This window comes from Streptomyces sp. NRRL S-455, from assembly GCF_000717875.1.
Classification (GTDB): Bacteria; Actinomycetota; Actinomycetes; order Streptomycetales; family Streptomycetaceae; genus Streptomyces.
In genome coordinates this window covers 455,262-479,410 of the sequence record NZ_JOCT01000001.1, presented here as the reverse complement: position 1 = coordinate 479,410, position 24,149 = coordinate 455,262, and the positions used below count along the sequence as shown (strand labels likewise).

General features: G+C 73.2%; 18 protein-coding genes. 7 read left to right on the top strand and 11 right to left on the bottom strand.

The window, feature by feature from the left end:
- Positions 1–48: 48 nt before the first annotated feature.
- Positions 49–1,821, bottom strand: coding sequence for a prenyltransferase/squalene oxidase repeat-containing protein (locus IE97_RS0102140; protein ID WP_030147453.1), 1,773 nt, complete (start codon positions 1,819–1,821; stop codon positions 49–51).
- Complete coding sequence (locus tag IE97_RS0102135; protein WP_234323971.1) at positions 1,818–3,173, bottom strand: phenylacetate--CoA ligase family protein; 1,356 nt, start codon at positions 3,171–3,173, stop codon at positions 1,818–1,820. Before IE97_RS0102135 ends, IE97_RS0102140 begins: the two co-directional genes overlap by 4 nt.
- A 401-nt stretch (positions 3,174–3,574) precedes the next feature.
- Between IE97_RS0102135 and asnB the strand changes: the two genes are divergently transcribed.
- The 5 genes from asnB (at position 3,575) to IE97_RS0102110 (ending at position 11,338) form a co-directional block, all read left to right on the top strand.
- Positions 3,575–5,428 (top strand): asparagine synthase (glutamine-hydrolyzing), encoded by a 1,854-nt coding sequence (gene asnB / locus IE97_RS0102130; protein WP_030147451.1) that lies wholly within the window; start codon positions 3,575–3,577, stop codon positions 5,426–5,428.
- Positions 5,429–5,614: 186 nt separating this feature from the next.
- On the top strand, positions 5,615–6,778 hold the full coding sequence (locus IE97_RS0102125; RefSeq protein ID WP_030147450.1) for an exonuclease SbcCD subunit D: 1,164 nt from the start codon (positions 5,615–5,617) through the stop codon (positions 6,776–6,778).
- Positions 6,775–9,768 (top strand): AAA family ATPase, encoded by a 2,994-nt coding sequence (locus IE97_RS0102120; protein WP_030147449.1) that lies wholly within the window; start codon positions 6,775–6,777, stop codon positions 9,766–9,768. Before IE97_RS0102125 ends, IE97_RS0102120 begins: the two co-directional genes overlap by 4 nt.
- A 64-nt stretch (positions 9,769–9,832) precedes the next feature.
- Positions 9,833–10,351 (top strand): immunity 21 family protein, encoded by a 519-nt coding sequence (locus IE97_RS0102115; RefSeq protein WP_030147448.1) that lies wholly within the window; start codon positions 9,833–9,835, stop codon positions 10,349–10,351.
- A gap of 141 nt (positions 10,352–10,492) precedes the next feature.
- The gene (locus IE97_RS0102110; RefSeq protein WP_030147447.1) at positions 10,493–11,338 is read left to right on the top strand and encodes an SDR family oxidoreductase; all 846 of its coding nucleotides are present in this window, start codon (positions 10,493–10,495) and stop codon (positions 11,336–11,338) included.
- A 6-nt stretch (positions 11,339–11,344) separates the two neighbouring features.
- Here the strand turns inward: IE97_RS0102110 and IE97_RS0102105 are convergent, their stop codons facing one another.
- Both IE97_RS0102105 and IE97_RS0102100 read right to left on the bottom strand, forming a co-directional pair.
- Positions 11,345–13,036: a DUF885 domain-containing protein gene (locus tag IE97_RS0102105; protein ID WP_030147446.1), complete on the bottom strand. Its 1,692-nt coding sequence runs from the start codon at positions 13,034–13,036 to the stop codon at positions 11,345–11,347.
- Positions 13,037–13,067: 31 nt separating this feature from the next.
- Positions 13,068–13,559 (bottom strand): Lrp/AsnC family transcriptional regulator, encoded by a 492-nt coding sequence (locus IE97_RS0102100; RefSeq protein WP_030147445.1) that lies wholly within the window; start codon positions 13,557–13,559, stop codon positions 13,068–13,070.
- 59 nt (positions 13,560–13,618) lie between these two features.
- Between IE97_RS0102100 and IE97_RS0102095 the strand changes: the two genes are divergently transcribed.
- Entirely contained in the window at positions 13,619–14,839 is a 1,221-nt protein-coding gene (locus tag IE97_RS0102095; protein ID WP_030147444.1) for a trans-sulfuration enzyme family protein, read from the top strand.
- Between the two features lie 9 nt (positions 14,840–14,848).
- Here IE97_RS0102095 and IE97_RS0102090 read toward each other — a convergent pair whose 3' ends face one another.
- From IE97_RS0102090 to IE97_RS0102070, 5 genes are all read right to left on the bottom strand, one after another.
- The gene (locus tag IE97_RS0102090; protein WP_030147443.1) at positions 14,849–16,105 is read right to left on the bottom strand and encodes a GNAT family N-acetyltransferase; all 1,257 of its coding nucleotides are present in this window, start codon (positions 16,103–16,105) and stop codon (positions 14,849–14,851) included.
- 122 nt (positions 16,106–16,227) lie between these two features.
- A complete protein-coding gene (locus IE97_RS0102085; RefSeq protein ID WP_030147442.1) occupies positions 16,228–17,790 on the bottom strand; it encodes an alkaline phosphatase D family protein in 1,563 nt (520 codons plus the stop codon).
- Between the two features lie 139 nt (positions 17,791–17,929).
- Complete coding sequence (locus IE97_RS0102080; protein ID WP_030147441.1) at positions 17,930–19,360, bottom strand: PLP-dependent aminotransferase family protein; 1,431 nt, start codon at positions 19,358–19,360, stop codon at positions 17,930–17,932.
- Positions 19,361–19,424: 64 nt separating this feature from the next.
- A complete protein-coding gene (locus tag IE97_RS0102075) occupies positions 19,425–20,255 on the bottom strand; it encodes an alpha/beta fold hydrolase (RefSeq protein WP_030147440.1) in 831 nt (276 codons plus the stop codon).
- A gap of 108 nt (positions 20,256–20,363) precedes the next feature.
- On the bottom strand, positions 20,364–21,017 hold the full coding sequence (locus tag IE97_RS0102070) for an NADPH-dependent F420 reductase (RefSeq protein ID WP_030147439.1): 654 nt from the start codon (positions 21,015–21,017) through the stop codon (positions 20,364–20,366).
- A 336-nt stretch (positions 21,018–21,353) separates the two neighbouring features.
- Here IE97_RS0102070 and IE97_RS0102065 point away from each other — a divergent pair, with 336 nt between their 5' ends.
- Entirely contained in the window at positions 21,354–22,115 is a 762-nt protein-coding gene (locus IE97_RS0102065) for a GntR family transcriptional regulator (protein WP_030147438.1), read from the top strand.
- A 112-nt stretch (positions 22,116–22,227) separates the two neighbouring features.
- Here the strand turns inward: IE97_RS0102065 and IE97_RS0102060 are convergent, their stop codons facing one another.
- Positions 22,228–23,385 (bottom strand): ROK family transcriptional regulator, encoded by a 1,158-nt coding sequence (locus IE97_RS0102060; protein ID WP_030147437.1) that lies wholly within the window; start codon positions 23,383–23,385, stop codon positions 22,228–22,230.
- Between the two features lie 87 nt (positions 23,386–23,472).
- Positions 23,473–24,135 carry a response regulator transcription factor gene (locus IE97_RS0102055; protein WP_030147436.1) on the bottom strand — a complete coding sequence of 221 codons (663 nt, stop codon included), beginning with the start codon at positions 24,133–24,135 and terminating at the stop codon, positions 23,473–23,475.
- Between the last annotated feature and the right edge of the window lie 14 nt (positions 24,136–24,149).

Below are 24,149 nucleotides of genomic sequence, written 5' to 3'. Positions count from 1 at the left end.
AGGCCTCCGGGACGGCGTATCAGGCTCGCGGTTCGGGAACCGGGTGATTCAGGACAGGGCGAGGGCCGGCAGCGTGCCGGGCCCCGCGGTCAGGCGCCGGGCGAGGAGGGTTCCGAGACAGTCGGCCAGCGGGCCTCCGCCGCCCGGGGCCAGCGGGCTCCACGCGGTGCCCTCGGCTCCGCGCACCCGGTCGGTGAACGCGCCGGCGTGTCCGGTGTCGAGGGCGAGCCCGGCCCGGTCGGCGGCCAGCACCGCCTCGTAGGTGGACAGCAGGTCGGGGACGCGGTTGCCCTCGCCCGCGTATCCGCCGCTCCGTACCCGATGGCGGGCGAGCAGGACCTCGACGGCGTCGCGGGCCTCGGCGGACTCGGCCGGCCCGGGGCCGAGGAGCAGCCGGACGCGCTGGGCCTGGAGCGCGGGGCGCAGGCCCGGCTGGGAGCCGGGCACGTTGCCGTACGTGTGCGCCTCGCCGTCGGGGACGCGGCAGGACTCGACGAAGGACAGCACACCGGCGAGGTCAAGACCGAGTCCGTCCGGCCCGCCGAGCAGGGCCGCCGTCTCCACCGCCGCGGCCGTGGACACCATGTCGGACCCGCGTCCCTCCCAGTAGCCGAACCCACCGTCGGCGTTCTGGAGTTCGGCCAGCCAGCCGGCGATCCGGCGCCGGGCCGCCCGGTCCTCGGCGAACGCTCCGGCCGCCAGGGCCCACAGGGTGCAGCGCACCTCGCTGCCCCGGCCCGGCATGTACATCAAGCCGCCCTCGTTGGGCAGTTGGCAGCCCTCCAGCCAGCGCACCTCCGCCGGGCGCGGGGAGGCCGGGCCGGCCGAGAGCACGGCGGCGGCCGTGGACAGGGCGTCCGCCGCGTCCCGCGGCTCCCGGTAGGTGTAGCCGCCGCCCGGGCAGGCCAGTTCGGCGAGGCGGGCGGTGACGGCGTCGGCGACGGGCGAGAGCGGCGCACCGAGCGCCTTGAGGGTGCCGACGGCACAGAAGGAGGCCCACACGTCCTCGACGTCGTACCCCTCCCAGCGCACGAAGGCACCGGACGGGCCGCGAAGGCCCATGACCCAGGCGTGGCAGCCGTCGGGATCGCGCGGGGCCCGGCCGAGCGCCGCGAGCGCGCCCACGGCCCGGTACGTGGCCCACAGGCAGGGCACCTCGGCGGCGGGCGCGAAACGGAAGCCGCCCTCCTCGCCCTGGCGGGCGCGCAGCCAGGCGACGAGCGCCTCCTCGTCCCACGGCGGGGCTCCCGAGGCGCCGCCCGCGGTGGCGGCCCGCCAGGCCATCACCCCGTAGTAGCAGGCCCGTACGTCGGCCTTGCCGCGCCGGGCGTCCTCGGGGGACCAGCTCAGGCCGCCCTCGGCGCACTGGAGCCGGCCCAGCCAGTCCAGCAGGCGGGCACGGTCGGGCACCGGGCCGCCGCACAGCTCGACCGCCGAACGGGTGGAGAAGTGGGTGGCCCACACGTCCGGGGCCTGCCCCGGGAGCATCGCGTAGGCGTCGCCGGACCAGGTGCGCTCCAGCCAGCGGGCCGTGCCCTCGACGTCGCGCACCGGGCGGCCCAGGTCGCGCAGCCCCTGCGTGCAGTAGAAGGTCGCCCAGGCGTCGGAGAGCATGCCCCGGCTCCAGGCGTAACCGCCGTCGGTGTTGCGCCGGCCGGCCAGATAGGCGGCGGTGCCGTCCGGGTCGGTGACGCTGTCCGTGCGGTCCAGCCAGGCCAGGGTCCGCACGGCGGCGTAGGTGCACCACAGGTCGGGTTCCCCGCCGGACACGCCCCGCCCCTGCGGCGCGCGGGGGGCCGTGCTCGTCACGGTGGTGGTCATCGCGCGACCTCCACTTCCCTGATGTTGGACCGCTTCCAGCTCTTCTGCGAGGCGCCGCTCTTGGTGTTGGCGGGCAGGGAGTTGACGAACACCACCCCGTCCCAGCGCAGCCCGAGCAACTCCTCGGACCTGGCCTGGACGCGCCGGCACTCCTCGGGTTCGCGGTCGCGTCCGGTACCGACGCCGCGTTCCAGGAGCAGCCGGGCGTAGGTACCCTCGCTGTCCACCTCCAACAGATAGCCGGTGGCGTCGGTCACTCCGTAGACCACCTCCTCGACGGCCCGCACCGACAGCGGTGTGCCGCGCACTCGCAGGCCGTCACTGGCGCGGCCGTGGACGGTGATCCGGGGTACGGCACTGCCGCACGGGCAGTCCGTCCCGACGGACACCTCGTCGCCGGTGTCCAGCCGCAGCAGGGGCCTGGCGTGGGCGTTGAGGGGGGTGACGACGAGCCGCCCCCGCTCGTGGCCGCCCCGGTCGTGCAGCGGCACGACCCCTTCGGGTGTGGCCAGCTCGAAGTAGGTGGCGGCGGGCAGCAGGTGCTGGCGGCCGTGCGCGCAGGCGGCGGCCAGCGTGCCGGTCTCCGTGCTGCCGTAACTGGCGTCGAAGGCCCCGGCGTTCCACCACCTGCCCAGCCGGGTGCGGAAGGGCGCGGTGTTGACCTCGCCGAGCAGCATCAGCCGGTCCACCGAGGAGCTCAGGTCGTCCAGCAGCCCGCGCTGCGCCAGCAGCCGGGTGAACTGCAGGGCCACGCCGGGGGCGACGAAGACCGTGGTGGGGCGGTAGGTCCGCCACATGGCCTCCAGCCGGTCCCAGTCGGTGATGCCGTTGGCGAACGGGTAGGCGCGGATGTGCGCGAGGTCCAGGTACTCGCAGACCCCCGCGATCAGATCCGCCACCGGAACGATGTCGGACGGCAGCAGGATCACGACGCGCTCGTCGGCTCCGAGCAGCGGACGCCACGCCTCGGCCACCGAGACGGTGTTCCAGATGGTGTCCTCGGCGAGGCGCGGGGTGGGCGTGGGCCGGCCCGTCGTGCCGGTGGTCTCGTAGTACTTCGAGCCCTCGGTGGGCGTCACGGCCGCGAAGTCCAACGGCTGTGCCTTCAGTGACTCACGCGGGGTCACGGGCAGCTCCCGGAAACGATCGAGGGAGAACTCCCCGATATCGTCCCGGCCCTCACCAGGCCCGTAGGCCCTTGTTCCGCGTGCGCGTCGCCAGGCGGCGGAGAGCTTTCTGGTGTAGAAGTCCATGGCCGGGACGCGGCCTTGATTCTCCCGTATCTCGGACTGTGCCTCACGAAGTAATGCCTGGCGTTTGTCGGTGTGCAGGATCACACGAACCTCGCTCATTTATCGCCTGTGCGTACTCCCGTGACATCGGCGTCGACGGGCCGCCCTGCGGGAGTCGGGAGGCCACAGCTCAGGGCTTGGCAGAGGGGCCGGACGCCCGACTCACAGCGAACGTATAGCACTAAAGGTCGGCCGTGCAACCGGCCTTGGGGGTCTCAATTGGCCATGTGCGACTGAAAATCGACGGACCTGTCGGTGCGTCAATGCGCCTACTGATCGGTACGTTGCCCGAGTTGATTTTCCGGCTTAGTCTCGACGCACGCCGGTGTGAATCCGGAGTCTTATCAAAGTCGCGGTTAAGGGATCCCGAACAGCGGGTTTCGCCGTTTTCACACGGCCACCCGCGACCCTCATCCGAATCCGTGAGCACGCATTTCCACGCCCCCACTTGGAGCTTTCTCATGTGCGGAATCGCAGGCTGGGCCGACGTCCGAGGCGACCTCACACGGGAGGTGGACAGCGTCGAGCCGATGGTGCGGACCATGGCCTGCCGCGGGCCGGACGCCGCCGGAATCCACACCGGAACACACGCCGTCCTCGGTCACCGCCGGCTGGCCATCATCGACATCGAGGGCGGCAGGCAGCCCATGGCCGTGCCCACGGGGCCGGACCGGCCCGCCGGGGAAAAGCCGTCCGTGGTGCTCAGTTACAGCGGCGAGGTGTACAACTTCCGTGAACTCCGGGAGGAACTACGTGGGTTCGGCCACACCTTCGGTACCCGCTCGGACACCGAAGTCGTCCTGCGCGCCTACCTCCAGTGGGGCGAGGACTTCGTCAGGCGCCTCAACGGCATGTTCGCCTTCGCGCTGTGGGACGAGCGCGTCCAGCGCCTCCTGCTGGTGCGCGACCGGCTCGGCATCAAGCCGCTGTACATCGGACGCCTCGCGGGCGGTGTCCTGTTCGGCTCCGAACCCAAGGCGGTCCTCGCTCACCCGCGCTTCCGCGCCCGGCTCGACGACCAAGGGCTCGCCGACCTCCTCGGCCTGATGAAGTCGCCGGGCGTCACCCCCTACCGGGACATCGAGGAAGTCCCGCCGGGCTGCGTCGCGGCCTACGACCGCGACGGGCTGCGGATCCAGCGGTACTGGAGCCTGGAGCGCCAGCCGCACGAGGACGACGCCGGCACCGCGGCGGACACCGTCCGGGCCCTGCTGGAGGACACCGTCTCCCGCCAGATGGTCACCGACGTGCCGCTGTGCACCCTGCTCTCCGGCGGACTGGACTCCACCGTCCTCACCGCACTGGCCGCCCGGGTCCAGACCCGCGCCGGCGAGCCCCCGGTACGGTCCTTCGCCGTCGACTTCACCGGCAGCGAAGCCGACTTCAAGGCCAGCGACTTCCGGCCCGAACGCGACTCCCCCTACGCCCTCGAAGCCGCCCGCCACATCGGCACCGACCACCGTCTCATCGAGCTCTCCGCCGACGAACTCACCCGGGACGCCAACCGTGACGCGGTCCTGCGGGCCCACGACCTGCCGTACACCTTCGGCGACGTCGACACCTCACTGCACCTGCTGTTCCGCGGGATACGCGAGCACTCCACGGTCGCCCTCTCGGGAGAGTCGGCCGACGAGGTCTTCGGCGGCTATGCGTGGTTCCACGACCCGGCCACCGTCCGGACCCCGACGTTCCCCTGGCTCAGCCGTATGCAGCTCATCACACCCGAACTGCTCTCCCCGGCCTTCCGGACGGCCACCCGCTTCGAGCAGTACCGCGCGGACCGTTATCAGCAGGCCCTCGCCGAGGTCCAGCACCTGCCGGGCGACTCCCCGACGGAACGCCGCATGCGGGAGATCAGTCACCTGCACCTCACCCGCTGGCTGCCCGCCCTGCTCGACCGCAAGGACCGGCTCAGCATGGCCGCCGGGCTGGAGGTCCGCGTGCCGTTCTGCGACCACCGGCTGGTCGAGTACGTGCACAACACGCCCTGGGACCTCAAGACACCCGACGGCGACCCCAAGGGCCTCCTGAAGCGCGCCACCCGCGACATCGTGCCCCGCTCGGTCCTGGAGCGGCGGAAGAGCCCCTACCCGACCACCGCCGACCAGCTCTACGAGAAGGACCTGCGGGCCCGGACCCGGACGCTGCTCGCCGACCGCTCCTCTCCCGCCTTCGACGTGGTGGACGCCACCGAGCTGACCCGGCTGCTCGACCTCCCGCAGGGGCACTTCCACACGCAGTTGCACCGCAACGGCCTGGAGACCGCCCTGTACCTCGACCGGTGGATGCGGGAGTACGACATCGCACCGGAGTGACCCGCTTCACAGCTCGCATGCGGATATTTCCGCCGATTCGCCGCTGGTTGTGAGTGGTGTACCGAGGTTCGTGGTGGACCGGGTGCCCGCACGCGTTAGCGTGGTGGGTGCTGACAGCGAGCCGTCCCGGCTCGCGCGGGTAGGAGCGGTAGCAGGGGGAGACATGCGGGCCGGAGTGGTGGCGTCTTGAGGCTGCTGCACACCTCCGACTGGCACCTCGGCCGCTCGTTCCACCGGGTGAACATGCTCGGAGCCCAGGCCGACTTCATCTCCCACCTCGTCACGACTGTGCGGGAACGCGCCGTGGACGCGGTGGTCGTGTCCGGCGACGTGTACGACCGGGCGGTGCCTCCGCTCGCCGCGGTCGAGCTGTTCGACGACGCCCTGCACCGGCTCGCCGGGCTCGGCGTGCCGACGGTGATGATCTCCGGGAACCACGACTCGGCCCGCCGGCTGGGCGTCGGGGCCGGGCTGATCGGGCGGGCCGGGATCCATCTGCGGACCGAGCCGTCCGCGGCCGGCACCCCGGTGGTGCTCTCCGACGCCCAGGGCGATGTCGCCTTCTACGGCTTGCCTTACCTCGAACCGGCCCTCGTGAAGGACGAGTTCGGTGTGGAGAAGGCCGGACACGAGACCGTGCTCGCCGCCGCCATGGACCGCGTCCGCGCCGACCTCGCGGCCCGCGCGCCCGGTACCCGCTCCGTCGTCCTCGCACACGCCTTCGTCACCGGCGGCGAACCCAGCGACAGCGAACGGGACATCACCGTCGGCGGTGTGGCCGCGGTGCCCGCCGGCGTCTTCGACGGCGTCGACTACGTGGCGCTCGGCCATCTGCACGGCTGCCAGACCATCGGCGACCGCGTCCGCTACTCCGGTTCCCCGCTGCCCTACTCCTTCTCCGAGGCCGCCCACCGCAAGAGCATGTGGCTCGTCGACCTGGCCGCCGACGGTTCCGTCGCCGCCGAGCGCGTCGACTGCCCGGTGCCGCGCCCCCTGGCCCGGATCCGCGGCACGCTGGAGGACCTGCTCGCCGACCCCGAGCTCGCGGAACACGAGGAGGCGTGGGTCGAGGCGACGCTCACCGACCCGGTCCGCCCGGCCGACCCCATGGCCCGCCTCACCGAGCGCTTCCCGCACACGCTCAGCCTCGTCTTCGACCCCGACCGGGCCGAGGACGAGCCGGAGGTGTCGTACGCCCGCCGCCTCGCCGGACGCAGCGACCAGCAGATCGCCGAGGACTTCGTCGCGCACGTGCGCGGCACCGGACCCGACATGCACGAACGGGCGGTGCTGCGGGACGCGTTCGACGCGGTGCGGGCCGACGAGACCGTACGGGAGGTGGCGCGGTGAGGCTGCACCGGCTCGCGGTCACCGCCTTCGGCCCCTTCGGAGGCACCCAGACGGTCGACTTCGACGACCTGTCCGCCGCCGGGCTGTTCCTGCTGCACGGACCGACCGGCGCGGGCAAGACCTCCGTCCTCGACGCCGTCTGCTACGCCCTGTACGGCTCGGTGCCGGGCGCCCGGCAGGGCGGCGGACAGGGCTTGACCCTGCGCAGCGACCACGCCGCCCCGGGCACCCGCACGGAGGTCGCCCTCGAACTCACCGTCGCCGGCCGCCGCCTGGAGATCACCCGCCAGCCGCCCTGGGAACGCCCCAAGAAGCGCGGGACCGGCACGACCGTTGACAAGGCCCAGACCTGGCTGCGCGAGTACGACACCACAGCCGGGACCTGGAAGGACCTCAGCCGCTCCCACCAGGAGATCGGCGAGGAGATCACCCAGCTGCTCGGCATGAGCCGGGAGCAGTTCTGCCAGGTCGTCCTGCTGCCCCAGGGAGACTTCGCACGGTTCCTGCGCGCCGATGCCGAGGCCCGCGGCAAGCTGCTCGGCCGCCTGTTCGACACCCGCCGCTTCGCCGACGTCGAGAAACGCCTCGCCGAACGCCGCCGGGCCACCGAGACCCAGGTGCGCGACGGCGACGCCGAACTGCTGGCCGACGCGCACCGCATGCAGCAGGCCGCGGGTGACGCCATGGAGCTCCCCGAGCTGGGCCCGGGCGAACCGGGCCTCGCCGAGGCCGTGCTGGGCGCGGCCGCCGTCGCCCGCAGCACCGCCCGGGAGCAGCTCACCGTCGCCGAATGCACACTCACCGCCGCCGAGTCCGCACAGGCCGCCGCCGGCCGCGCCCTGGACGACGTGCGCGAACTCGCCCGGCTGCAGCAGAGGCACGCCGAGGCGCGGGAACGCGCCGCGCGTCTGGAGGAGGGCGCCGGGGCGTACCGGGAGGCGCAGGCCCTCATGGAGCGGGCCCGCAAGGCCGAGGCGGTCGCGCCCGCCCTGGACCTGCGGGAGTCGGCCGACGCAGAACACCGGCAGGCCTCGGCCGCCGAAGCACGCGCGCGTGCCCTGCTGCCCGAGAGCTTCGCCGACGCGGGGGTGGCCGGACTCGCCGCCGCCGCCCGCCGCGCCACCGAGGAACTGGGCGGACTCGACTCGGCCCGCCGCGCCGAGCGCCGACTGGCCGAACTCCTCGACGAACGCGCCGGCCTGGACCGTCAGGAGCGCGCCGACGCGGACGTCCTCCAGGAGGCGGAGGCCTGGCTCGACGGGTGGGAGGAGACCCGCACCGGCCTCCAGGCCCGGATCGACTCCGCGCAGCAGGCCGCCGCCCTGGCCGAACAACTCGCCGTACGGCGTGAGCCCGCACGGCAGCGGCTGAGGGCGGCCCGGCTGCGTGACCAGCTCACCGAGGACACGAACCGGGCCGTGGACCGGGTCCGCCGCGCGCAGGAGGAGACCCTGCGCGCCAAGCAGCACTGGCTCGACCTCAAGGAACAGCGGCTGACCGGCATCGCCGCCGAGCTCGCCGCGAACCTCACCGACGGCACGCCCTGCGCGGTCTGCGGTGCCACCGAACACCCCGCCCCCGCCCGCAAGGTCGCCGGGCACGTCGACCGCGAGGCCGAGGAAGACGCCCTGGCCGCGTACCAGCGCGCCGACGAACAGCGTGCCGAGGACGAGCGGCGGCTCGGCGCCGTACGGGAGGCACTGGCCGCCGCGACCGCCGAGGCCGGTGACACCCCGACCGACCGACTCGCCCAGGAGACGGACGAGTTGGAGAAGCAGTACGCCCAGGCCCGCCAGGGGGCCGCCGACCTGCACTCCGCGCAGGAAGCGCTGCGGCAGGCCGGGCACGAGCACGAACGGCGCGTCGCCGTCCGGCAGGAGGCCGCCGTACGGACCGCCGCCCGGGTCGGCCACCGGGAGCGGCTGGAACGCGAACGCGCCGCCCTGGAGGAGGAGCTGGACCGGGCCCGGGGCGACCTGGACAGTGTCGCCGCCCGGGCCGCGCAGCTGGAGCGGCGGACCGCGCTGCTCACCGACGCCGCCGACGCCGCCCGCGTCGCCGAGGACACCGCCCAGCGGCTCAAGGTCGCCGACGCCCGGCTCGCCGACGCCGCCTTCCGCGCCGGCTTCGAAACCCCGCAGGCCGCCGCCGCCGCTCTCCTCGACAACGCGTCCCACCGTGAACTGCAACACCGCCTGGATACCTGGCTGCACGAGGAGGCCGCCGTCCGGGCCGTCCTCGCCGAGGCCGACACCGCCGCGGCCGCCGGACAGCGCCCCGCCGACGTCGCCTCGGCGCAGCAGGCCGCCGACGAGGCGACCCGCCGCCTGCGCGACGCCGCCTCCGCGCACGACGCCGCCGCACGGCGCTGCGCCGAACTCGACCGGCTCGCCACCCGCGCGACCGCCTCCGTACGCCGGCTGGCACCGCTGCGTGAGGAGTACGACCGGGTCGCCCGCATGGCCGGCCTCACCGCCGGCACCTCGGCCGACAACGAGCGCCGGATGCGCCTGGAGTCCTACGTGCTCGCGGCCCGGCTGGAGCAGGTCGCCGCCGCCGCGACCGTCCGGCTGCGCCGCATGTCGTCCGGCCGCTACACCCTCGTCCACTCCGACGACCGCACCGGACGCGGGCGCAGCGGGCTCGGGCTGCACGTCGTCGACGCCTGGACCGGCCGCGAACGCGACACCGCGACGCTGTCGGGCGGCGAGACCTTCTTCGCCTCCCTCGCTCTCGCCCTCGGCCTCGCGGATGTCGTCACGGACGAGGCGGGCGGGGTGCGGCTGGACACCCTCTTCATCGACGAGGGCTTCGGCAGCCTCGACGACCAGACCCTCGACGAGGTCCTCGACGTCCTCGACTCCCTGCGCGAACGCGACCGCAGCGTCGGCATCGTCAGCCATGTGCCCGACCTGCGGCGGCGGATCCACGCGCAGCTGGAGGTCGTCAAGGGCCGGTCCGGATCGGTGCTGCGGCAGCGCGGCGGCTAGGGGGCGTCGGTCCCCCCCAACCCGCGACATCGCTTGGCGAGTTGGCGTTGTAGGTTCTTCCACCATGGTGCGATACGCGGAGCCGGGCACGGTGGAATGGGTGGAGTCGGGCGGCGGGCCGCTGATAGCGGTACCCGAGACCGTCCTGCCGTTCTGGGCGGGCGCCGACGGCGAGGAGACGGCGTCGGACTACGACCGGGCCTGCGAGGTGGACGGGCACGTCGGGCTGTTGCCGGTCGGCGACTGTACGGCGCTGGTGCTGGGGGACGAGCCCGCCTCGACCGCGTATCTGCCCGAGCAGGGTGTGTTCGTGCGGTGGTGCGCGGGCGACTCCGAGGACGAGTTGCTGGCGAGTGTGCCGGCGGCTGTCGATGCGGCGGAGTGGGAGCCGGAGGTGAGCTGGGAGGTGCCCGGGGCGGTGCTGCTGTTCGACGCGGCCTGGCCCGGCGGTGAGCCTTCGGGAAACGACCGTGTGCGGGTGGTTCTGGAGCCGGGCAGGTACGCGGTGCGGGCGGCGCGGGTGCAGCCGGGGCCGGAGACGTGGGTGGGGTTGGTGCAGGTTCGGTTGATCGCCCCCAGGTGACCGGCGGTCTTGACCGGTTGGCGTGTGCGGGCGTCCGCGGCTGGTCGCGCCCACGCGGCGGAGCCGCATATCAGCACAGTCCCGCGCCCCCAGAGCCGGAATTCGCGTGCGTCACCTGTGTAGCCAGGCCACGATGATCGTATGCCTCGACTTCCCCACCCCACCCCGGAAGAACTGCGACGCGACCCCCTGCCCCTGCGCGGGCGCACCGCCCTGGTGACCGGTGCCAGTCGGCGCGGCGGCATCGGGCATGCCGTGGCCCGGCGGCTCGCCGCCTACGGGGCGAGTGTCTATCTGCATCACCACGTGCCGCACGACGCCGACCAACCCTGGGGCGCGGACCGTCCCCAGGACGTCGCCGAGTCCGTGCGCGGTGCGCTCGGCGATCCCCGGGCCCGGGTGGTCGCCGGGCCCGGCGACCTGGCCGACCCGGAGGTGCCCGGCGAACTGATCGGCAGGGCCGCGGACGCGCTCGGCGGACGGCTCGACATCCTCGTCGCCAACCACGCGCAGAGCGGATTCGACGGTGCTCTGGACGACATCGACGCGGGGATGCTCGACCGCCACTGGGCGGTCGACACCCGCTCCGTGATCCTGCTCGTCCAGGCGTACGCGCGACTGCGCACCGCACTGCCGCCCCGCACCCCCGGTGGGCGCGTGATGATGATGACCTCCGGCCAGGACATGGCGGGCGGCATGCCCGGGGAACTCGCCTACGCCCTCCAGAAGGGCGCCCTCGCCTCCGTCACCCGCTCCCTGGCGACCACGCTCGCCGAACACGCGGTCACCGTGAACACCGTCAACCCCGGCCCCGTGGACACGGATTACATGACCGGGGACGACTACGACGCCATCGCCGCCCTCTTCCCCGCCGGACGGTGGGGCATGCCCGACGACCCGGCCCGCCTCATCGCGTGGCTCGCCACGGACGAGGCGGAGTGGGTCACCGGTCAGGTCATCGACTCCGAGGGCGGCTTCCGCCGCTAGCGGCGGCTACAGCTGCGACAACTCGTCGACCAGGTCGTCCAGGCCCAGCGACCCCTGGGACAGGGCCGCCATGTGCCAGGCCTTGGGGTCGAAGGCGTCACCGTGCCGCTTGCGCGCGTTCTCGCGGCCCAGCAGCCAGGCGCGTTCGCCCAGCTTGTAGCCGATGGCCTGGCCCGGCATGGACAGGTAGCGGGTCAGCTCGCTCTCCACGAAGTCCGAGGGACGGCTGCTGTGCGAGCCGAAGAACTCCTGCGCCAGCTCGGGCGTCCAGCGCTCGCCGGGGTGGAAGGGCGAGTCGTCGGGGATCGTCAGCTCCAGGTGCATCCCGATGTCGATGATCACCCGCACGGCCCGCATCATCTGCGCGTCCAGGTAGCCGAGCCGGCGCTCCGCGTCCGTCAGGAAGCCCAGCTCGTCCATGAGCCGCTCCGCGTACAGGGCCCAGCCCTCGGCGTTGGCGCTCACCATGCCGACACCGGCCTGGTAGCGGGAGAGGTTCTCCGCCACGTGCTTCCACTGGGCCAGCTGGAGGTGGTGGCCGGGGACGCCCTCGTGGTACCAGGTCGACACCAGGTCGTAGACCGGGAAGCGCGTCTTGCCCATGGTCGGCAGCCAGGTGCACCCCGGGCGCGAGAAGTCGTCCGAGGGTTCCGTGTAGTACGGGGCCGCGGCGCTGCCCGGAGGGGCGATCCGGGACTCCACCCGGCGGACCCGCTCGGCCAGGTCGAAGTGGGTGCCGTCGAGCGCGTCGATGGCCTCGTCCATCAGGGACTGCAGCCACTGCCGCACCTCGTCGACACCCTCGATGTGCGTCCCGTGCTCGTCCAGGTGCGCCAGCGCCACCCACGGCGTGGCTGCCCCCGGCAGGATCTTCTCGGCCTCCGTCTTCATCTCGCCGAGGAGCCGGTGGTACTCGGACCAGCCGTACGCGTACGCCTCGTCCAGGTCGAGATCGGTGCCGTTGAAGTAGCGCACCCAGCGCGCGTACCGATCCCGGCCCACCACGTCCGGAGCACCCTCGATCGCCGGCGCGTACACGTCCCGCATCCAGTCGCGCAGCCGTACGACGGCCTCGGTGGCCGAACGGGCCGCCGCGTCCAGCTCGGACCGCAGGGCATCGGGGCCGGTGGCCGCGAAGGTCTCGAACCAGCCGAGGCCCTGGCCGTCGGTGTCCGCCCACTCGCCGAGCTGCCGCACGAACGTGGCCGTGGCGCGCGGCCCGCCGTACAGCTTCCGCTCCAGGCCGAGCGCGAGGGACTCCCGGTAGCCCTCCAGCGCCGCCGGGACCGCGCGCAGCCGCTCCGCGATCGCCGCCCAGTCCTCCTCCGACTGCGCGGGTGTCACGGTGAACACCTGCCGCACCGCATGGGCGATCGAGCTCAGGTTGCTGACGGAACGCAGGCTCTCCTCGGCCTCGTGCACGGCGAGCTCGGCGGTGAGCCGCTCACGCAGCAGCCGCGCGCAACGGCGCTCGGCGTCGCTGTCCGCACCGGGTTGCCGTTCCGCCTCGTCGAGCCGGGCCAGCGCCCCGCGCGCCAGCTCCGCGAGCGCCTCCTGGCCCGCCGGTGAGGTGTCGGGCAGCCTGCTCGAACTCTCCCGCACGCCGAGGAACGTGCCGGTGATCGGGTCGAGGGCGATGAGCTCGTCGACGTAGGAGTCGGCGACCTGACGGGGCAGCGGGCTCTTGATCTCAGACATGCGGCCATCCTCGTACGACGGACCGCGCACGTCACCCGGATTGAGCCGAGGGCGAAGGCGGCAGCAGCGGCCCGCACTCCCACTGCTGGAAGATCAGCCGGGTCTCCACGCGCGCGACCTCCCGCCGCGCGGTGAACTCGTCCAGCACCAGTCGCTGGAGGTCGGCCATGTCGGCGACCGCGACATGGACCAGGTAGTCGTCCGGGCCGGTCAGATGGAAGACGGTCCGCGACTCCGGCAGGGCCCGGATCCGCTCCACGAACGGCCCGACCAGCTCCCGCCGGTGCGGCCGGACCTGAACCGACAGCAGCGCCTCCAGCCCGCGCCCCAGCTTGGCCGGATCCAGCTCGAGCCGGTGCCCGAGGATCACGCCCGAGCGACGCAGCCGGGTGACCCGGTCCAGACAGGTCGACGGCGCGACCCCGACCTGCGCGGCGAGATCCCGGTAGGTCGCCCGGGCGTCGTTCTGCAGCAGCCGCAGCAAATGGAGATCCACCGGGTCCAGTACGACGGATTCGGCCATGAGCCGAACGTAACACGGGAATCTCCGCCGACTGCCCGTTCGCTGTTCACCCTTTCGTCATGGACACAGCGAGCATGGGCGCACCCGACGACACACCCACCGCACCGCGAGCACTCGCCACCGAGGCCGTGCACGCCGGCCGGGACGACCTCGCCCGGCAGGGGCTGCACGCCCCGCCGATCGACCTGTCCACCACCTACCCCTCGTACGACAGCCGGGCCGAGGCGGCCCGTATCGACGCGTTCGCCGCCACCGGCGCGGAGCCGGACGGCCCGCCCGTGTACGGGCGGCTCGGCAACCCGACCGTCGCCCGTTTCGAGACCGCGCTGGCCCGCCTGGAGGGCACCGAGGCCGCGGTCGCCTTCGCCAGCGGCATGGCGGCGCTCAGCGCGGTCCTCCTCGTCCGGGCCTCGATGGGACTGCGCCACGTCGTCGCCGTACGCCCCCTCTACGGCTGCAGCGACCACCTGCTCACCGCCGGGCTGCTGGGCTCGGAGGTGACCTGGACCGACCCCGCCGGAATCATGGAGGCGCTGCGCCCGGACACCGGCCTGGTGATGGTGGAGTCCCCGGCGAACCCGACCCTCGCCGAGGTCGACCTGATGGCGGTGGCCCACGCCTGCGGATCCGTCCCGCTGCTGGTGGACAACACCTTCGCCACTCCCGTCCTCCAGCGCCCCGCCGGACAGGGTGCCCGGCTGGTGCTGCACAGCGCGACCAAGTACCTCGGCGGGCACGGGGACGTCCTGGCGGGTGTCGTCGCCTGCGACGAGGAACTCGCGGGACGGTTGCGGCAGGTGCGGTTCGCCACGGGCGGCGTACTGCATCCGCTGGCCGGCTACCTCCTGCTGCGTGGACTGTCCACACTGCCCGTCCGGGTCCGGGCCGCCTCCGCCAACGCGGCGGAACTCGTCCGTCGTCTCGCCGCCGACCCGCGGATCGCCCGCGTGCACTATCCCCGTATCGGCGGCGCGATGGTCTCCTTCGAGGTGCACGGCGACCCGCACGAGGTCATCGCCGGCGTCCGCCTGATCACCCCCGCGGTCAGCCTCGGCAGCGTCGACACCCTCATCCAGCACCCGGCGTCCATCAGCCACCGCATCGTGGACGCGGACGACCGGAGGGACGCCGGGGTGAACGACCGGCTGCTGCGGATGTCGGTGGGCCTGGAGGACGTGGAGGACCTGTGGTCGGACCTGAACGCGGCCTTGGGAGAACGCTCCGTCAGGGGCGCGGGGCACTGCGCGAACGGCCGCGGCGAGCCCGCAGCCGCACGCTGACCACGATCCCTACGACGCTGACGCGTTCCCCAACTCGCTCGTCAGCCGCTCCGCCACGGGCTCATCCAACCGAGCCGTGATCACCAGGGTCCCCTCCTCGACCTGATAGTCGAGGGGGAGGCCCAGTCCCCGCATCGCCGCGACCATCCCGGTGTTGGACGCCTGCGTCACGGCGTACACACTCGAGCAGCCCGCCTCGGCAGCCATCCCCACCAGCTTGCGCAGCAACACCCCGCCGATCCCGCGCCGCTGCCACGCGTCCTCGATGACCAGTGCGACCTCGGTCTCGTCACCGTCCCACAGCAGATGACCGAGCCCCACCACGCGCCCGGACGCGGTCTGCACCGCGAGCGTGCGGCCGAACCGCGGACTGAGCAGGTGGTTGAGATACCGGTCGGCGTCACCGACCGGCCCGTGGTAGCGCAGCTTGAGCGTGCGATCCGAGCACCGCTCGTGCATCGCCCGAGCGGCTTCCAGATCACGCGGGTCGGCCCGGCGCACGGTGATGTCACGGCCTTCGGCCAGGGTCAGCACGTCCCGGCCGTGCGGGACGCGCGGACCGAGGCGGGCGTCCAGCTCCACCAGGGCCCTGGCCCGGGCGAACTCGGTAGGCGTGAACGGCAGGTACGGCCGCTCCACCGTGATGACGCCGCCTTCCGGGGCGCGCAGGCGCATCACCGTGTCGTCGAGGGCGCCCTCAACCGGCACGCCGTCGGGCGCCCGGTCGCCGCCGACGGGTGCCGGCAGGGAGCGGATCGTGCACCGGCCCAGCAACTGGCGCAGCGCCAGGGGCAGTTCCGCGGTGTCCAGCGCGGTGCGGGCGGCCAGCCCCAGGACCCGGGTGGGTGCGTCCACCAGGTCGTGGGCGTCGGCCCGCTCGATCCAGGTGTCGGTGCCCCCGGCCGCCCGTACCGCCGTGCTGATCCCGGACGCCGGGAGTTCGCCCGGGGCCCGCAGCAGGAACTCGTCGACCGTGCCCTCGGCCAGCGGATGCGTCTGGAGACTGAGGATGTCCACCCGCTGCTCGGCGAGGCCGGCGCACAGGGCCGCCAGGGACCCCGGCTCGTCCTTCACGGTCGTCCGCATCCGCCACAGCGTGTTCGCCCCCGGCACCGGCTCAGGTGCCGGGGACCCGGTATCGCCCGTCGGCGGCGCGTGTTCGTGCCGTCGTGTTCGCCAGGCGTGGATCGCCGCCGTGACCCGCTGCCACGGGGTGGCGGGGCGGCAGTCGTTCAGGTGCGTCACATGGGTCACTTCTCGCGTCATGCACCCACTGTGACCGAACCGTGTTGCGTGATCACGAACGCATTGTGACTGGCGGGTAAAAGGGTGGGTCTGCCCTCTTTATCGACCCTTCAAACGTTGTGCTCCGTACCTTACTTCGTGCCTCACTGGCCGACCAGGCCCGGCTGGAGCACCTTCGTGAACAGCACGGTGCCGTCCTGCTCCCGCAGACGGACGGTCAGTTCGCCGCTGCCGCCGTCGATGTCCACTTCGCCGAAGAACTGGTAGCCGCCGGCCGGCGAGACGTTCGCGGTGGCCGGCGCCTTGACGAAGACGCGGTCCGGACCGAAGGTGCCGTCGAGCGCGTTCGCCGGGAAGGCACCGGCGTTCAGTGGGCCCGACACGAACTCCCAGAACGGCTCGAAGTCGGTGAAGGCGGCCCGCGTCGGCTGGTAGTGCTGCGCCGAGGTGTGGTGCACGTCGGCCGTCAGCCACACCGTGCCCGTGATCCGGCGGTGCTTGACGAACCGCAGCAGCTCGGCGATCTGCAGCTCACGCCCCAGGGGCTTGCCCGGGTCGCCCTGCGCGACGGCCTCGATGTTCTGACCGTCCGGCACGACCAGGCCGATCGGCATGTCGGAGGCGATCACCTTCCACACCGCCCGGGAGCGGGCCAGCTCACGCTTGAGCCACTCCAACTGCTCGCGCCCCAGGATGCCCTGCGCGTCGGTGGGCTGGTCACCCGGCGAGTTCGCGTTGCGGTAGGTGCGCATGTCCAGGACGAAGACGTCCAGCAGCGGGCCGTGGCGCTGCACGCGGTAGACCCGGCCGTCGGGGCGGCGGAGCGTGGAGACCGGGAAGTACTCCGAGAAGGCCTGGCGGGCGCGGGCCGCGAGCACGTCGACCCGCTTCTCGGAGTAACGGGCGTCGGTGAGGACCTCGCCGGGGTACCAGTTGTTGGTGACCTCGTGGTCGTCCCACTGGACGATGGACGGGACCCGGGCGTTGAAGGCGCGCAGGTTCTCGTCCAGCAGGTTGTAGCGGAAGTTGCCGCGGAACTCCGCCAGGGTCTCGGCGACCTTCGCCTTCTCCTCGGTGGTGATGTTCCGCCAGGTGCGCCCGTCGGGCAGGGGAACGGTCTCGGTGATCGGACCGTCGGCGTAGATGTTGTCACCGCTGCACAGGAAGAAGTCCGGGTCGAGGGCGGCCATCGCGTCGTAGATCCGGTAGCCGCCGAACTCCGGGTTGATGCCCCAGCCCTGCCCGGCCAGGTCGCCGGACCAGACGAACCGCACGCCGTCGCGGCGCCTGTCGGAGGCCGTGCGGAAGGTACCGGTGACCGGCTCGCCGGTGCGGCGCGGGTCGTCCGGGTCGGCGAGCAGCACCCGGTAGTGGATCTGCTCGCCGGGCGGCAGACCGCGCAGCCTGGTCGTGCCGGTGAAGTCCGTGCCGGATCCCAGCAGCGGCCCGTGCCATCTGCGCGGGTCGCGGAACGACTCGGTCGCCGACGTCTCGACGATCATCCGAGCGGGCCGGTCGGAGCGCACCCACACCAGCCCGGAGTCGCAGGTCACGTCGCCCGTCTGCACCCCCCATCCCGCGTTCGGACGCCCGGACCGTGCGAAGGCCGGCGCCGTGCCGAGCGCGGTGGGCAGGGACAGGGCCGCCGAAGCGGCGAGGGAGCCGCGCAGGACGCTACGGCGCCCCGGGAACGGACGGTGTGACATGGATGCGCCTCCAGGGACGGGATCCGGCCAGTGTGCACAGTCAGACCTACCGGCACGCCGCAGCGCGCACACGAATCCCAGGTGAACAACTGACCGCGGGGGGAGGGGGACCGGCGGACGCCCGGGTCCGCGCGGGGCGTCACCCCGTGGCCGCCTCCGCCATCAGGCGTACACCCTCGTGGATCCGGGCGGGCGGTATGTGCGCGTAGCCCAGGACGAGGCGTATCCGCTTCGGAGGGTCGGTCCCGGCCCGGGCGGCAGGCGCGTGCGCGTACGCCGACAGCGGGCGCACCGCCACTCCGGCCGCCGCCACTCGGGCGAGGAAACGGTCCTCGGGACCGTAGCGCTCGGGAAGGGTGACGATCACGTGCAGCCCTGCGGCGATCCCGGACACCCCGGAGCCGGGGAAGTGCTCGTCGAGGGCCGCGGCCAGGGCGTCGCGGCGTTCGCGATACGCGCGCTGGCAGCGGCGCAGCTGGCGGTCGTAGTCACCGCGCTCCAGGAAGCGCGCGAACAGGGCCTGGTCGAGGGCCGGGTGTCCGAGGTCCATCGTGCGCTTGCGCTCGACGATCTCCTCCGCCCAGGTCTCGGGCACCAGCAGCCAGCCCAGCCGCAAGCCGGGGGCGAGGGACTTGCTGACCGACCCCGTGTAGGCGACGCGCTCCGGGTCGAGGCCCTGGAGTGCGCCGACCGGGGCACGGTCGTAGCGGAAGTCGCCGTCGTAGTCGTCCTCCAGGACGATGCCGTCCACCGACCGCGCCCAGTCCAGCAGCTCGGCGCGACGGCGGGCCGAGTAGGCGATGCCGGTGGGGAACTGATGGGCCGGGGTCGTCACGACGGCCCGTACGCCCGACGCCCGCAGCGCCTCCAGGGCGATTCCCTCACCGTCCACGGGCACCGGCACGGCGGTGACCCCGGCCGAGGCGTACAGCGCGTCGTGCTGAGGGCTTCCCGGGTCCTCCACTCCGACGGTGCGCACACCGCGGGCGCGCAGCGCGAAACCGAGCAGCGTCGTGGCCTGGGCCACCCCGGAGACGACGACGATCCGCTCCGGATCGGCCACCACGCCCCGCCGCCGGGCGAGCAGTCCGGCGAGCGCGGTACGCAGCCGGGGCAGCCCGCGCGGATCGGGATAGCCCAGCTCCTGGTGCGGCAGCTCCGCCAGCACCCCGCGGTGCGCGGCGGCCCACGCCGAACGGGGGAACAGCGACAGGTCCGGCGTCCCGGGCACGAAGTCCGCGCGGGCTCCGGACAGCCGTGGAGCGAGGTCCCGCGCGGACGGCCGGGCGGCCCGCACGGCGGCACCCACCCACGTCCCGGCACCCTGTCCGCTGCGCAGGTAGCCCTCCGCCGTCAGCTGCTCGTACGCCTCCGTGATCAGCCCGCGCGACACCCCCAGGTCCGCCGCGAGGTCCCTGCTCGACGGCAACCGCGTGCCGGGAGCGAGCCGGCCCGAGCGGACCGCCTCACGCAGCGCGGCCTGGAGGGAACGCCCACGTGTGCGTGCCGGTGCCGCAGCGGCGGGCAGCAACAGCTCCCAGGCGGTGGACGCGGGCCCGTTGCGGTTCATGCGGTCAGTCTGCCGGATGCGAGGGGCTCCCCGGGAAAGGGTGAGGGCCGCAGGGGGCGGGCGATCAGCGGCTGCCGTCGAGGACGACCCGGGCGACCAGGGCTGGATCGTCGTTCATCGGGACGTGGCCGCAGCCGGGCAGCCGGACCAGCCTGGCGCCCGGGATGACGCCCTTGGCGCGCACGCCCTGGCGGGGGATGAGCAGCCGGTCCCGGTTGCCCCACGCCACGGTGACCGGCGTGCCCACGATGTCGTCGGAGAACTGCACGGTCCGGCCCGAGCGGAGGGTCTCGGAGAACCCCTGCGCGTTCGCCAGCGCCAGCGTCTCGGCGACCACGGCCTCGGGCGAACGGCGGCCCGGGCGGGCGTAGATGGTGCTCGTCAGCAGGGTGCGTCCGATCGCGGGGCGGGCCAGCCGTTCGACCACGGGCTGGGGCATCCGCTGGGCGATCTGCCGCATCGTCATCAGCACGGCGAAGGCGTAGCGCCGCTCGGCCTCGTTCCAGAACCCGGCGGGGGACAGGGCGGTGACGGACCGGACGAGCCGCGCCCGCGCGAGGTCCAGGGCCAGCAGGCCGCCCAGGGAGTTGCCCGCCACGTGCGGCCGCTCGACGTCCAGCGCCGCGAAGAGCGCCGCCAGGACGGTGTTCATCGTGGCCAGGTCGTGCGCCATGCCGTCGGGGAGCGCCGGCGACTCACCGCACCCCGGCAGGTCCACGGCGATGACGTCCCGCTCGGCCGCCAGTGCGGGGAGCACCGGGTCCCACACCTGCCGGTGGTGGCCGATGCCGTGCAGCAGGACCAGCGGTTCGCCGGTGCCCTTGCGCGTGTAGGACAAGGTGACGGTCTGCTCGCCTCGCGCGGAGGCGACTTCGAAGGCGACGGTGGCGGACATGGGGGTGCTCCTCGGCTGGACTCGCTGACGGACGCCGTAGACAGCTTGTCAGCAATTGCTACCGGCGGGTAGCCCCGAGTCGTCGCCACCTTCGTGACCGCGGACCGCTCAACGGGCCCGGCGGAGCTCCAGGTTGAACTCCGCGTGCCCGAACTTCCGCATCAGGCCGATCCACAGCGGCAGCCACATCTCCACGGCGCGTGCCTCCCGGATGCCGCCGAGATCGAGGACCCGCCGGGCCGGCCAGCCGAACTCCCCGAGCAGGGCCACCACCTGCTCCTTCGCGCCCGCGTCCTCGCCGCAGACGAAGACCTGGTGCTCGCCCGGCACCAGCGCGGGCTCGACCATCACCCGGCAGTTGACGGTGTTGAGCGTCTTCACCACACGCGCCTGCGGAAAGGCCCGCTGGATCTGCTCGCCCACGCTGTCCGACCCGACGGGGGACAGCCGCATCTCGCCCTCCTCGAACGCCAGCGGGTTGGAGACGTCCACGAGGACCTTCCCGTCGAGGTTCTCCGCCCCGGCGGCCTCCAGCGCGGCGAGCGCCACCCGCCCGCCGACCGCGTTCACGACGACCTCGCCGAACGCCGCCGCCTCCGCGAAGGTGCCGGCCTCCGCCCCGGCGCCCGCCGCGGCCGCCCACTCCACGGCGGCCGGGTTGCCGGAGGTGCGCGAGCCGAGCCGCACCTCATGTCCCAGCTCCACCAGCCGGCCGCCAAGAGTGCGCCCGACCTCGCCCGTGCCCAGAACCGCGTACCGCATCGCCACCTCCGGGTGCCGTTTCGCCGATCACCGTGTCCTGTCGGCCATTCTGTCCGGCATTGGGCGATTTCGCCTGGACGGAGGCACCGGTGGAACGGGACGGAGTCCGTGACCACCGGTCCGCGACCGACGTCATCGAAGCGCGCCATCCCGTCCTGCCTCGGATCGCCGACGCCACCTCAGCGGAGTTCGCCTCCCGGAAACGCCCCCGTGAGCGTTCCCGGCATTGGTATTGACCAAGCGTCAGGGCCGACCTATGGTCGCAGAGAAGTGAAACAACCTTTAAGAAACAAGGGCGTTGAAAGCGCCGCCGACCAGGGCGATTGCGAGGACTGGGTGGGGACCACGCAGCTGGAATCGGTGCCGGAACCGAAGTACTGGCATCTCAAGACCGTGCTCAGTGAGGCGCTCGACTCGGAGTTCGCGGTGGGGGAGATCCTCCCCAACGAGCGCGACCTCGCGGCCCGCTTCGGTGTCGCCCGCGCCACCCTCCGGCAGGCGCTGGAGCAGCTGGAGCTGGAAGGCAGGCTGCAGCGCCGCCGCGGTGTCGGCACGACCGTCGCGCCACCCCGGGAGGGCGTCTCCCTCGGCACCGGCCCGCACACCTGGCCGGGTGGTCCCGAGGACGCCTGGCAGCCCGTCGACTGCACGGCGGCCGTGCCGCCCGCGGCCGTCACCGACGCGCTGGGGACCGGCCGCGAGGAGTCCGTGCACGTCGTGCGCCGCTCCCGCGTCTCGCGCGGCCGGCCGGTGGCCGCCGAGCTGCTCTACGTCCCGCACTCCTCGGTGCCGGACCTCTCGGCGATCGACGCGCCCTCGGGGGCCGCACGCGCGCGTGCGGTGCTGCGGGACTTGAGGCGACTGGAGCTGGAGCGGCAGGAGAACGCGGTGGAGCTCGGCTCGGCCGGGGCCGGTGACGCGAAGGAACTGGACCGGCTGCCCGGGGCGCCCGTGCTGGTGGTCACGACGCGGTTCGTCGCGGCGGGTGGCACGGCCGCGCTTTCCGTGGCCACGTATCGTGCTGACACGTGTCGGTTGACCTTCGGCGATTCCGGTGGGGTCGAGATTCGCGACGGGGTTCGGCCGCAGGCTTGCTGACCGAGGCGCCGTAGGGGGCGGGTCGAGTGAGGGGGCCGCGGGTGTGGTGTGGCTGGTCGCGCCCACGCGGCAAAGCCGCATATGGACACAGCCCCTCGCCCCTGTGGGGGCGTCACCGACGGGGCGTTGTGGTGCCCTCCACGCTGAACAGTTGTTCCTCCACGTGGTCCAGGGCAAGGCGGAGAGCCCCGGTCGCCACCGCCGCGTCGCCGAGGCGGGACAAGGTCACCCGCGGGGGCCGGAGGCAGTACCGGGACAGTTCTTGGCGGAGGGGGGCCAGGACGCCGTCCAGGCCCGCTGCCCAGCCGCCGATGACGACCAACTCCGGGTCGAGGGCCAGGGCGAGGGCCGCCACGTCGTGGACCAGGCGCTGGATGAAGCGGTCGACGGCCGCGCGGGCCCGCTGGTCGCCCTCGCGGGCCCGGGCGAAGACATCGGCGACGGCCTGTTCATCGAGAGGGTGCAGGGGTTCGTCCGTGGTGGACAGGAGCGTCTCGGGCGTCACCCCACGGCCCAGCAGATGGAGCGCGCCGATCTCCCCGGCCGCCCCGCCGTAGCCCCGGTGCAGGCGGCCGCCGATCAGCGAACCGGCTCCGGGACTGAGCCCCGCCAGGACGAACACCACGTCGTCCGACTCGGTGGCCGCGCCCTTCCAGTGCTCGGCGACGGCCGCCGCGTTCGCGTCGTTCTCGACCAGAACCGGGCACTTGAAGGACCGGCCCAGCCGCTCGCCCAGTCGCAGCCCCGTCCACCCCGGCAGCGCGGTGCCCAGCCGTACCGTGCCGTCCGACTCGACGATCCCCGGCGTCGCCACGCCCACCGCCCGCAACGAGCCGCGGGCGACACCGGCCCGGCGCAGCAGTTCGGCGACGGCCCCGCGCAGGCGCTCCAGACGCTCGTCGGCCGCCGCCGTCTCGGTCACGTCCCTGGCCTGGGAGCCGATCACCCGCCCGTCCAGGTCGGCCAGCAGTGCCGCCACCCGGTGCGCCCCGATCTCCAGCCCCAGCAGATGCCCGGCCTCCGCCCGGAACCGGAACCGCCGCGCCGGTCGCCCCTGCCGCCGCGCCGCCCCCTCCTCGGCCGCCTTCTCGACGACGAGACCGGCCTCGATGAGTCCTTCGACGACCCCCTCGACGGTCGGCCGGGACAACCCCGTGACCCTGGTGATCTCCGTCAGCGTCGCGCAGTCCGTGGCACGCAGCGCGTGCAGCACCACCGCGGAGTTGATCCTGCGCAGCAGCGAGGGATCCCCGCCGGTCAGCCGCCCCACCGTCCGTCCTCCCAGCTCGTGCGCGTGTTGGCCGGATCGTACTCGGCACGTCGGCCCCCGGCGAGAGACGGGCATGGGCCCCGTCGGTCAGCCCGGTGCCACGAACCCGGACTCGTACGCCGCGATCACCGCCTGCGTGCGATCCCGCGCTCCCAGCTTCGCCAGTACGGCGCTCACATGCGACTTGACCGTCTCCGTCCCGACGACCAGCCGGGCGGCGATCTCAGCGTTCGACAGCCCCCGCGCCATGAGCCGCAGCACCTCGGCCTCCCGCTCGGTCAGCTGGGCCCGGTCCATCGCCGCCCGCGCCGCACGGTTCCCGCCGCTCTCCCCGTACTCGGCGGCGAGCTGCCGCACCGAGGCCGGGAACAACAGCGACTCGCCCTCGGCGATCAGCCGCACCGCGTGCACGATCTCGGCCGGCCGGGCCCGCTTCAGCAGGAACCCGTCGGCACCCGCGCGCAGCGCCTCGTACACGTACTCGTCGTTCTCGAACGTCGTCACCACGAGGATCCGCGGCGGCTCGTCGACCGTTCGCAGCAGCGCCCGGGTGGCCTCGATGCCGTCGAGCAGTGGCATCCGTACGTCCATGGCGACCACGTCCGGTCGCAGCTGCCGTACCAGCGGGATCACCGCCGCCCCGTCCGCGGCCTCCCCGACGACCTCGATGTCGGGCTGCGCCTCCAGCACGGCCCGCAGGCCCGCGCGTACCAGGGGTTCGTCGTCGACGAGGAGAACGGTGACCGGCATCCGGCCACCCTAGA